The organism is Bradyrhizobium barranii subsp. barranii (assembly GCF_017565645.3).
Taxonomy (GTDB): Bacteria; Pseudomonadota; Alphaproteobacteria; order Rhizobiales; family Xanthobacteraceae; genus Bradyrhizobium; species Bradyrhizobium barranii.
This window is the reverse complement of sequence record NZ_CP086136.1, coordinates 9,743,738-9,755,355: the sequence shown is the minus strand read 5'-3', so window position 1 is coordinate 9,755,355 and position 11,618 is coordinate 9,743,738. Positions and strand designations below refer to the sequence as shown.

Here is an 11,618-nt window from a genome sequence, read left to right as displayed (position 1 = left end):
ATGTCTACGTCCATGTCGACGTGAACGCCAGGAGCGATCCGACTATCACGGCTTCATCCGCGAGGCGCGGTTCGGCGCCGTGACGATGACCGACGTCCTGCTGTCGGAGCAGCGCATCTCGCGCCGCGAGCGGCACATCGCGAAGCTCGACAAGGATTGCTACTACGTCGAATTCGTTCAGCAGGGCCGGGTCAACGTGCTCCAGGCCGGCCAGACCCTGCTGTCGAATCCCGGCGTGAGCGCGATCTTCTCGGCCTCCGAGGCCTATGATCTCGAATGCGTCGGCAAGGTGCGATCGCTCTATCTCGAGATTCCGCGCGCGGAATTCTCGGCGCGCTTCAGCGAGGGGCGGCTGCCGGTCGTCACTACGATGGCGACGAGCCGCGGCCTTGGCCGGATTGCCGCCGAGTTCTGTGCGACGCTCGCCGCGGAGGGCGCGCCGCTGGACGAGACCGCGCGCACGCGATTGGGCGGTGAGCTGATGGACGTGCTGGCGCTCGCGCTCGACATGGGCGAGCGGGACGAATTCTCCGAGGATGCGAGCGCTGCGCAGGCCCGCCTGCGCTCGGTCAAGGCCTGGATCGAGGCGCACCTCACCGATGCGGATCTGTCGCTGGAGAAGATTGCGAAGAGCAATGGCGTCTCGCTCAGGCATCTGCATTATCTCTTTCGGCTGACCGATGTCTCGGTGTCCGAATGGATTTTGGATCGCCGGCTGCAGCGCTGCTACGACGTGCTGACGCGGCCGGAACTGCGGTCGCTGTCGATTACCGAAGTTGCCTATCAGCTGGGCTTCAGCAGCTCGTCCTATTTCAGCACGGCGTTCCGCAGGAAGTCGGCCACAGCCCATCGGATTTGCGGCGCCGCTAGAGGACCTGCACCGCGCGAGGCGATGCAGGTCGGTCGTCAGCGTTACTTCACCAGCGGGCAGCCGCCGTCCTTCAGCGGCCGGAAGGCCTGGTCGGCCGGCACTTCGGCGAGCAGCTTGTAATAGTCCCACGGGCCCCTGGATTCCTCGGGCTTCTTCACCTGGAACAGGAACATGCTGTGCACCATGCGGCCGTCCTCGCGCAGGATGCCGTTGTCGGTGAAGGCATCCTTCACCGGCAGCTCGCGCATCTTGGCCATCACGGTCTTGGTGTCCTTGGTGCCGGCGGCCTGCACGGCCTTGAGGTAGTGCAGCGTGGCGCTGTAAGTCGCGGCCTGGTTCATCGTCGGCATGCGCTTGATGCGCTCCTGGAAACGCTTGCCGAAGGCGCGGGTCTTGTCGTTGAGGTCCCAGTAATAGGCCTCGGTGATGATCAGGCCCTGCGCGAGCTTGAGCCCCAGGCTGTGCACGTCGGAGATGAACATCACGATCGCAGCCAGGTTCTGGCCGCCGGCGACGATGCCGAACTCGCCGGCCTGCTTGATCGCGTTGATGGTGTCGCCGCCGCCGTTGGCGAGACCGATGATCTTGGCTTTGGAGGCCTGGGCCTGCAGCAGGAAGGACGAGAAATCGGCCGTGTTGAGCGGATGCTTGACGCTGCCGAGCACCTTGCCGCCGGCTGCCTTTACCACATCGCCGGTGTCGCGCTCGATCGAATGACCGAACACGTAGTCCGCGGTGAGGAAGAACCAGCTGTCGCCGCCGTTCTTGACGATGGCGCTGCCGACGGTGTGGGCGTTGGAATAGGTGTCATAGGTCCAGTGCGCGGTGTAGGGCGAGCAGGATTTTCCGGTGATGTCGGAGCTTGCCGCATCGGTCACGATCATCACCTTCTCGTACTGCTTGGACAGCTCCATCACCGCGAGCGCGGTGGCCGAGGTCGGCAGGTCGATGATCATGTCGACGCCCTCGGTCTCCCACCACTTTCGCGCGATGGTGGAGGCGACGTCGGCCTTGTTGAGCACGTCGGCAGCGACCATCTCGATCGGCTTGCCGAACATCTGCCCGCCAAAATCCTCGATCGCCATCTTGGTGGCTTCGACATTCCCCTGGCCGCCGATGTCGGAATAGACCGAGGAGAAGTCGGAGAGCACGCCGATCTTGAGCGGGGTCTGCTGGGCGGAGGCGGGGACGATCAGGGCAGCCGACAGCAAGCCGGCCGCAGACACGAGTGCTGCGATAGGTCTCATGGATACGTTTCCTCTTGTACGGGACTATTCTGTCCCTTTGTCCGACAAAGTTAGAGGGAGGTTCCCCAGGAGTCAATTTGCTGCATCTGCGGCATGAATGACGCAGTTTGACGCGTCCTCGGGGCGATCCTATAGTTTGTCGGACAATCGCCATTGGGGGCTACCGTGCCGATTTCGCCGCTCTTCCGTCCGATCGATGTCGCGCCGGCCTATCAGAAAGTCGCCGACGCCATCGAGCGCGAGATCGTCAATGGGCGCATCAAGCCCGGCGATCCCATCGGCACCGAGCATGATCTGGTGCGCCAGTTCGGTGTCAACCGCTCGACCATTCGCGAAGGCATCCGCGTGCTGGAGGAGGGCGGCTTGATCAGCCGCGATTCCTCGCGCCGTCTGCACGCCTGCCTGCCGCGCTACACCAAGCTCGCAAGCCGCCTGAGCCGCGCACTGGTGCTGCACGAGGTGACGTTCCGCGAGCTTTACGAGGCCTCGATGACGCTGGAGGTGGCGAGCATCGAAGGCGCGGTGGAGCGGGCGACCGAAGAGAACCTCGCCGAGCTCACCAACAACCTCGTGCGCAGCGAGGCCGTGGTCGGCGATCCGGCCACGCTTGCCGAATGCGATGCCGAATTCCACGTGCTGGTCGCCAAGGCCTCGCAGAACCGCGTGCTCCAGCTCGCACGCGAGCCGGCGGCGCAGCTGTTCTATCCGACCACAGAGATGATCGTGACCGGCGTTGCCGAAGGCGGCCCACGCCTCGTCGCCGCGCATCGCCATCTGATCGACGCGATCCGCCGCCGCGACCGCGAGGCGGGCGTGCTCTGGACGCGCCGGCACTTGCAGGACTGGCGGCGCGGTTTCGAGAAAATCGCCTCGCTCGATCGGTCGGTCGAGCACATGTACATGGAGCACGCCCAGGCGGCCCGGCGCAGATAGGCGCCTGAGGAAGACGCAAGATTTCAGCCAAGAAATCCAACAAATAAAGACATCACACGGAGGAACACATGACCGGCGACATCGCGGCTACCATCTCGAAAGCGCGCGAGCACTCCATCGGCGACCTCTTGCGCCGTTCGGCGGGGCGCGAGCCGAACAAGCTTGCAGTGAGCTGCGGCGATGTGAGCTGGACGTTTGCCGAGATGGACGCGATCTGCAACCGGCTCGGACGCGGCCTGCTCGGTCTCGGCGTCAGCAAGGGCGATCGCGTTGCCGTGCTCTCGCGCAATTCGCATGCGTTTGCAGCGTTGCGCTTCGCGCTGGCGCGGATCGGTGCGGTGCTGGTGCCGATCAATTTCATGCTCAACCCGGATGAGATCAATTTCATCCTGAAAAGCTCCGGCGCGAAGCTGCTCGCGACCGGCCCCGATTTCGTCGAGCCGGCAAAGGCCGCAAGCGCCGGGGATTGCACGGTCGAAAAGATGATCTGGCTGCCGGGCGAGGATCCGGCCACGGCGCCCGCGGACATCACCACTTTCGACGATCTCCTCAGCCCCGACGGGTCGTTCCTGGAGGCCTCGGTCGACAGCCGCGATCTCGCACAGATCGTCTACACCAGCGGCACGGAATCGCTGCCAAAGGGCGCGATGCTGACCCATGAAGCCGTGATGTGGCAGTACGTCAGCTGCATCATCGACGGCGGCATGAGCGTGGACGACAAGTTCCTGCACGCGCTGCCGCTCTATCACTGCGCCCAGCTCGACGTCTTCCTGGGGCCGCAGATCTATCTCGGCGCCTCCGGCGTGATCACGGGCAAGCCGACCGCCGACAACATCCTGGCGCTGATCCAGACGCACAAGATCACCTCGTTCTTCGCGCCGCCGACGATCTGGATCGCGATGCTGCGCTCGCCGAATTTCGACAAGACCGATCTGTCGACCTTGCAGAAGGGCTATTACGGCGCCTCGATCATGCCGGTGGAGGTGCTGCTCGAGCTGCAGCGCCGCCTGCCCAACGTCAAATTTTGGAATTTCTACGGCCAGACCGAGATCGCGCCACTCGCGACCGTACTGCGGCCCGAGGACCAGCTGCGCAAGGCCGGCTCGGCCGGCAAGCCCGTGCTCAATGTCGAGACGCGCGTGGTCAATACGGCGATGGAAGATGTGAAAGTCGGCGAGGTCGGGGAGATCGTGCACCGCTCGCCGCATCTGCTCTCCGGCTATTACAATGACCCCGTGAAGACCGCGGCGGCCTTCGCCGGCGGCTGGTTTCACTCCGGCGATCTCGCCACCGTTGATGAGGACGGCCACATCACCGTGGTCGACCGCGTCAAGGACATGATCAAGACCGGCGGCGAGAATGTCGCGAGCCGCGAGGTCGAGGAGATGGTCTACCGCATCCCTCCGGTCTCCGAGGTTGCCGTGGTTGGCCTGCCCGATCCGCGCTGGATCGAGGCGGTGACCGCGATCGTCGTGGTCAAGACCGGCGAGACGCTGGATGAGGACGCCGTCATCAAGCACTGCGCCGGCCAGATGGCGCATTTCAAGGTGCCCAAGCGCGTGATCTTCGTCGACAGCCTGCCGAAGAACCCGAGCGGCAAGCTGCTCAAGCGCGAGCTGCGCCAGCGCTTCGTCGGCGGCGAGACGCTCGACAAGGCGATCCAGAAGAATTTTGGGACGTAAGCACGGAGCGGTCGCCATGAAGGTCTGGCAGGTCGGGCGCGACTGGTCGATCGAGGGGTTGGAGCTGTCCGATCTACCCGAGCCCACGCCTGGCCCCGGCCAGGTCGCGGTGCGGATGAAGGCGGCATCGCTCAACTATCGTGATCTGCTCACGGTGCAGGGCAAGGGCGGCGTCTCACGATTGCCGCTGATCCCGTTCTCGGACGGTGCCGGCGAAGTCATCGCGGTCGGCGACGGCGTTACCCGCGTCGCGGTTGGCGATCGTGTCTGTCTGATGTTTTTCCAGTCCTGGATCGACGGGAAGGTGTCGGCGACCAGCCGCCGTTATGCGCTCGGCGGCACACGCCCGGGCGTGTTGCAGGAGGTGATGCTGCTCGATGCCGAGGGCGTCAGCCGCATTCCATCGCACCTTTCATTCCTGGAAGCGGCGACGCTGCCCTGCGCCGGGCTCACGGCGTGGCGCGCGCTGTTCGAGGAGGCCAGGGTGAAACCCGGTGACACCGTGCTGGTGCAGGGCACCGGCGGTGTCTCGATCTTCGCGCTGCAATTCGCAAAACTCGCCGGCGCGAGCGTGATCGTGACGTCGTCGAGCGACGAGAAGCTCGAACGTGCCAGGGCGCTCGGCGCCGACCACACCATCAATTATCGTTCGGTGCCGGAATGGGGCAAGGCCGCGGCCGATTGGACCGGCGGCGGCGTCGATCACGTCGTCGAGGTCGGCGGCAAGGATACCTTTGCACAGTCGCTCGAGGCTATCAGGGTCGGTGGCAACATTCTGGTGATCGGCGTGCTCACCGGCTTCTCGCAGCAGATCGCGATACCGAGCCTGTTCTCCAAGAACCTGCACGTCATCGGCCTGTCAGTCGGCAGCCGTCGGATGTTCGAGGGGATGACGGCCGCGATCGGCCGCAATGGCATGAAGCCGGTGATCGACCGTGCGTTCGGCTTCGATGCCGTGCCGGACGCGTTGCGGCTGATGCAGCAGGGCGGTCACTTCGGCAAGATCGTGGTTGAGTTTCCTTAGCCCATCTCGCCGGAGAGCTTCCTGACGTCGTCGGGCGTCCGTCCGAAGCGGCGGCGGAATGCGCGGTGGAAGTAGGAAACGTCGTGAAAGCCGGCGAGGTGCGCGATCTCGATGATCTTGCGCGCGCGCAGGTTTGGATTTCGAAGCAGCCGCTCGGCGCGCAGCAGCCGCTGCTCCAGCACGAAACCGCTATAGGTGATGCCGGCCTGCTCGAACATCAACTGGATCGTGCGCGGGCTGATCCGGTGCGCGGCTGAAAGGACGCTGAGCGACAGCGCGGGGTTGTCGAGCTGCGCCAGGATGTCGGACTTGAGGGCTTCGAGACGCGCCGCCGCAAGGCCGCGCATCCGAGCTTGCTCGGCGACATCGCCGCGCGCTCCGATCATCAGCGCGGAGAGGTCGAACAAATGCTGCGAGACCGCATCGAGCTCCGCGGGCGCGAGCTTGTCGGCATAAGTGTGCGCGAGGTCATAATATCGCAGGAACATCGACGTGATCGGATTGGCGCCGGGGATCGACTGCGCGATCAGGTCCTCGGCATTGGGGCACGCGCGCAGCAGCGCCTTGCGCGGCAGCAGCGCGGTCTGGAAGTTGCCGTGCGTCGTCTGGGTGATATGGGCGCCCTTGATCGAGGGGTCGCCGATCGTGACGTCGCCGGCGGCGACCTCCAGCGGACGTCGTCCCATGGCCCCGCTCAGCGCCGAATTCGGCGACATCGTGATCACCAGTTCGTCGTTCGTCCCCAGCGATACGAAGGACATCGGCGTGCCGAACGAGGCCGAGAGTCGGAGGCGCGGAAGAATGGCCGGCGAAATGGTCCGGTGAACACGTCCTTCCCCGATCGGAACGAAATCGACGTCGGCGACCTGGCGGCAGAACTGCTCGCGCCATCTTTCATAGGCCTGGCCATTCGGGTCGCCATCGAATGAGAGTTGCTGGATCATCGATCGGGAAGGGCAGGTTAGTTGGCGATTTACGGCAGGTTGTATCGTCAGGCCGGTGCTCCGCAACCGCAAAAGCGCCGGATTGCGTGATAAGCCACTCGCGATGACGCGCTGTGACCGCGACCTGGTGCCGCAGCCCGGTGTGCCGAGATCCGGCGCGCTGTCGGGGGCATTCTCCTTGCAGCCGCGCGAGGCGCGATCGTCGATCGCCTTTGCGGGGATCATCAGCACGCAGGCGATCGCGATGGCGCCGAACACGGCCACCAGCACGAACACGGCGACATAGCCGAACTTGTAGCCGAGATAGCCCGACAGCGGCGGGGAGGGGAGCGCGATGCCATCGGGACGTTGAGCGACTGCCGGCGGAAATGGTCTTGCACAAGCAGGGCTGACGAGACGGGCTGACATGACCGGCCAACTGGCGCCGGGGCGGACCGGAAAGTAACATGTGCTGGCCGGGTTGGTTCCTCCGCCCTTGCGATGGGAGGGCTACGGCGTCATCTCGTGGGTGTCCCCTCCTTCTTCTGGATCATGGCCATGCCTCTCTGGACCTGCGAAACCTGCGGCGCGCAATTTCCTGAAAGCGAAAGACCGCCCGCATCCTGTCCGATCTGCGAGGACGAGCGGCAGTTCGTGAACTGGAAGGGCCAACTCTTCCTCACACGCGAAGCGTTGGCGGAACGGCACCGCCTTGCCTGGCGGGATGATCTCGGCCTCACCGGCATCGGGTCCGAGCCGAGCTTCGCCATCGGCCAGCGCGCGCTGTTAGTGCCGCTCGGCGACGGCTGTCTGATGTGGGACTGCGTCCCGCTAGCGACGTCGGAAGCTATCGCGCATGTGCGTTCGCTCGGCGGGCTGAAGGCGATCGCGATCTCGCACCCACACTTCTATGGCGCGCTTGCCGACTGGAGCGAGGCGTTCGGCGGTGTGCCGGTCTATCTGCATGCCGATGATCGCCAATGGGTGATGCGGCCGCATCCCTCGATCGTGCACTGGACCGGCGATCAGCAGCGCATCTCCGACGATGTGCTGCTGCTGCGCACCGGCGGTCATTTCGCGGGCGCCACCATGCTGCACCATGTGCGCGGTGCGGATGGCAAGGGCGCGCTGCTCACGGGCGACATCGCGCAGGTGGCGATGGACCGCCGCTTCGTCAGCTTCATGTACTCCTATCCCAACTACATGCCGCTCAACGCCGCCGCGGTGCGGCGGATCGCGACTGCTGTGGAGCCGCTCGCCTTTGACCGCATCTACGGCGCCTGGTGGGGCCGCAACATCGCCTCCGGCGCCAAGGCCGCATTCGCAGCATCCGTGCAGCGATACATCGCGGCCATCGCCTGACGCGTGACGACCAAACCCCCTTGCTCCGCTCTAATAGCTGTACTACAGGTACAGATATTAAGCGCGACGCAATGATGCGTTTGCCGGTCCGGCACGAACAATGCATCGTTGTCTCGGCGGGCGCATGCTGCGGCCGCGTGAGCGGGAGTTGGACGCATGACCGGGCAGCGCGACTACGAGATCTTTGAGGCCGGCGACGTCACGTTCAGTCCGGCGCCGTCTTCCCCGCGATGAAGCTCGCCTACAAGACCTACGGCACCCTCAGCCCCGCCAGGGACAACGTCATCCTCTACCCGACCTCGTTCAGCGCCCAACACTACGACACGGAATGGCTGATCGGGCCCGATGGCGTGCTCGACCCTACGCGCTACTTCATCATCATCCCGAACCTGTTCGGCAACGGCCTGTCGTCCTCGCCGTCGAATTCCGGCGAGGCACCATTCCCGCAAATCACCTATCACGACGCCATCGCGATCCAGCACCGGCTGCTGACCGAGCGCTTCGGCATCACAAAACTCGCGCTGGTCTATGGCTGGTCGATGGGCGGCATGCAGACCTATCACTGGGCGGCGCGGCACCCCGACATGGTCGCGCGGGCCGCGGTGGTCTGCGGCAGTGCGCGATGTGCACCCTATAATTACGTCTTCCTCGAAAGCGTGAAGGCTGCGCTGACCGGTGATCCCGCCTTCCGTGACGGCCGCTTCGTCGAGAAGCCCGTCGCCGGCTATCGCGCCATGGGGCGCGTCTATGCCGGCTGGGCGATGTCGCACGGCTTTTACCGCGACGAGCTCTGGCGCGAGGCGGGTTTCACCTCGCTCGAGGACTATCTGGCCCGCAATTGGGACGCGACCTTTGCCCGGCGTGACGCCAACGATCTCCTCGCGCAAGCCGGGATCTGGCAGCGCGGTGACATCAGTCGTTGCGCGTCATTCGGCGGGGATCTCGACCGGGCGCTGGCCGCGATCAAGGCGCATATGCTGCTGATGCCGGGTGCGACCGACCGCTATTTCGATGTCCGCGACAACGAGGACGAGCTCGGCAAGCTGGTCAACGCAAAATCGGCGGTGCTGCATCCGATCCCGTCGCTGCACGGCCATCGCGCCGGCAACCCCGTCAACAATCCGCGCGACCAGGCCTTCCTCAAGGCCGAGGTCGCAGAGCTTCTCAGCAAATAGGGCGAGCCTTCCATCATGACTGACGCGACCGTTTCAGAGCCCGGCCATCGTCTGAAGCCGCTGAGCCCGGCCATGCTGCGCGAATTGTCGGTGCGCTCGGACCTCAGGGGGGCCGCGAAAAGTCTCAGCCATTACGGCCTGGTCGTGCTGGTCGGCGCGCTGGTCTGGAAGGTCTCTTCAGCCTGGGGCGTGTTATGGGCGCTGCCGCTGATGGCGGTGCAGGGCTATTTCGTCGCCTTCCTGTTCATGGCGCTGCACGAGACCGCGCACAAGACCGCGTTCAGGAGCCGTGGCCTCAACCTTGCGGTCGGCTATCCCTCGGCCTTCATCATCGGACAACCTTACGAATATTACTGCCTGTTTCACTGGGACCATCACCGCTACACCCAGGATCCGGACAAGGACCCGGAGCTGATCGTCGGCGTGAAGCCGACATCCGACACGCAACTCGCGCTCGCCTATAGCGGCCTGCTTCAGGTCGCCGGCCGCCTCCGGTTGATGCTCGGCCACGCCGTCACCGGCAAGGTCACGGTGCCCTGGATTCCCGAAAACAAGCGCGCCACGATCGTGCGCGAGGCGCGCGCCTATGCCGGGCTCTATGCGCTGTTGCTTGCGCTCTCGCTGTGGTTTTCCTCGGCGTTGCTGCTCTGGGTCTGGATTGTCCCGCTGATCATCGGGCAGTCCTTCCTGCGGCCCTATCTCTATGCCGAGCACACCGGCTGCGACCGCACCCGCAGCGCCTTCCAGAACACCCGCACCACCTACACCAGCGCGATCGTCAAATGGTTCGCGTGGAATATGCCCTACCACGTCGAGCACCACGCCTATCCCTCGATCCCGTTTCACGCGCTGCCGAAGCTGAACGAGATCGTCGACGACGAGATCGTCTATCGCGGCCGCGGCTATATCAGGACGACGCGCGAGACCTGGGCCTGGTTTCGCCGGCATCGGCAGATTGGTTAACCCAATGCAAAACTCCGGCCGCAGCGCGACCGGAGCTTTGTCGAGGACGTCAGATATCAGTAGATCCCGTAGGCGCAGACATTCACGACGCGGACGCGCAGGCCATGGCGAGTCCGGACGACGCGCTCCTGGTAGCAGTTGCTGACGCCGGTGTTGACGTAGACGCCGCCAAAGCCCCAGCCGGGACCCCAGTGATGATGGAAGCCGTGGGCCGAAGCCGCGGTGGGCGCGAGAGCGGCAACACCAAGCGAACCAGCGGCGATCAGACCAAGAGCAAGCTTACGAAACATTTTCATTCTCCAGTGTGGCGCTAAGGCCGTTGTTGTGTCCCTGCTTCTCCGTCGAGCCGAGACGCGAACGCGTTCAGGGCGCGAGGCAGGAATCGTGTTTCAGGAATGTTTCGTGGGCTTCGGCGAAATGCGCCGCCGTCAGGCTTTTCGCGCCGCTGCGCGATAGCGCGCAGCCATCGCCTGCGTCATCTCCGCCATCTTCTCGCGGAGATCGGCGGGCTCCAGCACTTCGGCTTCGGACCCAAGCCGCAGCAATTCGGATGCCGCGTGCCATGAGGTCTTGCCGGTTGGCACGCGCGCGATGCGCCAGCCGTCCGCATCGATGGTCTCTTCAAGTTGCGTGCGCGCCTTGACGTAAGGCTGGCTCAGCGCGTCGAGCAATTTGACGCCGAACGGCGACAGTCGCACGATCGCGACATTGGGATGCATCTCGGCTTCGAGGCGAAGCGTCGCGGCCTGCCAATAGGCGGCGAGATCGAACGCGGCGGGACGATCGAAGCGATCGTCGAGCGCGGTACAGTCCAGCACGCGCGCGATGCGATAGGTGCGCGTGCTGCCGTCGACGTGACCGGCGAGATACCAGCTGCCGCCTTTCAGCACGAGCCCGAGCGGTGCGACGCGGCGCTGCTTCTCCGCGCGCCAGCTCTGGTAGCGGATCTTGATCAGCGTCCCGCGCAGAGCCGCGCCGGCAATGGTGCGCAGATGTTTGGGCTCTTCCGTCTCGCCGAACCAGCCGGGTGCGTCCAGGTGAAAACGCTCCTGCATCCGCCCGGCATCTTCGCGAAGGTTGGCAGGGAGTGCCGCCATCAGCTTGTTCTGCGCGGCGATCATCGCCGCGTCCAGCCCGAGCGCCGCGGCCGGTCCCGGCAGTCCCGCAAGGAAGAGGGCCTCCGCCTCGTTCTGCGACAGGCCGTTCAAACGCACGCGATAACCGTCGAGCAGGCGATAGCCGCCCTCCGCGCCACGGTCGGCGTAAACAGGGACGCCGGACGCCGCGAGCGCGTCGATGTCGCGATAGATCGTGCGCACCGAGACCTCGCAGGCTTCCGCAAGCTCGGGCGCAGTGACCTGCCCCCTGGCCTGGAGGGTGGTGAGGATCGACAGCATTCTGCTCGCGCGCATGATCCCTTAAACCATACCTGACACAG

The 11,618-nt window shown here is 64.8% G+C and carries 10 protein-coding genes and 1 pseudogene; 7 read left to right on the top strand and 4 right to left on the bottom strand.

Annotated features, from left to right (window positions below):
* Positions 1 to 85 precede the first annotated feature (85 nt).
* Positions 86 to 991, top strand: a complete 906-nt coding sequence (locus J4G43_RS47470) for a helix-turn-helix domain-containing protein (protein WP_408581396.1) — start codon at positions 86 to 88, stop codon at positions 989 to 991.
* Here J4G43_RS47470 and J4G43_RS47465 read toward each other — a convergent pair.
* The gene (locus J4G43_RS47465; RefSeq protein ID WP_208088974.1) at positions 913 to 2,118 is read right to left on the bottom strand and encodes an ABC transporter substrate-binding protein; all 1,206 of its coding nucleotides are present in this window, start codon (positions 2,116 to 2,118) and stop codon (positions 913 to 915) included. The two genes, J4G43_RS47470 and J4G43_RS47465, sit on opposite strands and share 79 nt — an antisense overlap.
* A 165-nt stretch (positions 2,119 to 2,283) precedes the next feature.
* Here J4G43_RS47465 and J4G43_RS47460 point away from each other — a divergent pair, with 165 nt between their 5' ends.
* From J4G43_RS47460 to J4G43_RS47450, 3 genes are all read left to right on the top strand, one after another.
* Positions 2,284 to 3,051, top strand: a complete 768-nt coding sequence (locus J4G43_RS47460; RefSeq protein WP_071916762.1) for a FadR/GntR family transcriptional regulator — start codon at positions 2,284 to 2,286, stop codon at positions 3,049 to 3,051.
* A 68-nt stretch (positions 3,052 to 3,119) separates the two neighbouring features.
* On the top strand, positions 3,120 to 4,733 hold the full coding sequence (locus J4G43_RS47455; RefSeq protein WP_208088973.1) for an acyl-CoA synthetase: 1,614 nt from the start codon (positions 3,120 to 3,122) through the stop codon (positions 4,731 to 4,733).
* A gap of 16 nt (positions 4,734 to 4,749) precedes the next feature.
* Positions 4,750 to 5,757, top strand: a complete 1,008-nt coding sequence (locus J4G43_RS47450; protein ID WP_208088972.1) for a zinc-dependent alcohol dehydrogenase family protein — start codon at positions 4,750 to 4,752, stop codon at positions 5,755 to 5,757.
* Here J4G43_RS47450 and J4G43_RS47445 read toward each other — a convergent pair.
* Complete coding sequence (locus J4G43_RS47445) at positions 5,754 to 7,109, bottom strand: helix-turn-helix transcriptional regulator (RefSeq protein WP_225005554.1); 1,356 nt, start codon at positions 7,107 to 7,109, stop codon at positions 5,754 to 5,756. The two genes, J4G43_RS47450 and J4G43_RS47445, sit on opposite strands and share 4 nt — an antisense overlap.
* 129 nt (positions 7,110 to 7,238) lie before the next feature.
* Here J4G43_RS47445 and J4G43_RS47440 point away from each other — a divergent pair, with 129 nt between their 5' ends.
* The 3 genes and pseudogenes from J4G43_RS47440 (at position 7,239) to J4G43_RS47430 (ending at position 10,180) form a co-directional block, all read left to right on the top strand.
* On the top strand, positions 7,239 to 8,042 hold the full coding sequence (locus J4G43_RS47440; RefSeq protein ID WP_208088971.1) for an MBL fold metallo-hydrolase: 804 nt from the start codon (positions 7,239 to 7,241) through the stop codon (positions 8,040 to 8,042).
* 156 nt (positions 8,043 to 8,198) lie between these two features.
* Positions 8,199 to 9,217, top strand: a pseudogene (locus J4G43_RS47435) (alpha/beta fold hydrolase).
* 15 nt (positions 9,218 to 9,232) lie between these two features.
* On the top strand, positions 9,233 to 10,180 hold the full coding sequence (locus J4G43_RS47430) for a fatty acid desaturase (RefSeq protein WP_208088970.1): 948 nt from the start codon (positions 9,233 to 9,235) through the stop codon (positions 10,178 to 10,180).
* Between the two features lie 56 nt (positions 10,181 to 10,236).
* On the opposite strand, the gene J4G43_RS47425 is transcribed toward J4G43_RS47430, so the two are convergent.
* Both J4G43_RS47425 and J4G43_RS47420 read right to left on the bottom strand, forming a co-directional pair.
* Entirely contained in the window at positions 10,237 to 10,470 is a 234-nt protein-coding gene (locus J4G43_RS47425; protein ID WP_166078260.1) for a hypothetical protein, read from the bottom strand.
* A gap of 138 nt (positions 10,471 to 10,608) precedes the next feature.
* Positions 10,609 to 11,592 carry a helix-turn-helix transcriptional regulator gene (locus tag J4G43_RS47420; protein WP_208088969.1) on the bottom strand — a complete coding sequence of 328 codons (984 nt, stop codon included), beginning with the start codon at positions 11,590 to 11,592 and terminating at the stop codon, positions 10,609 to 10,611.
* Positions 11,593 to 11,618: the final 26 nt, after the last annotated feature.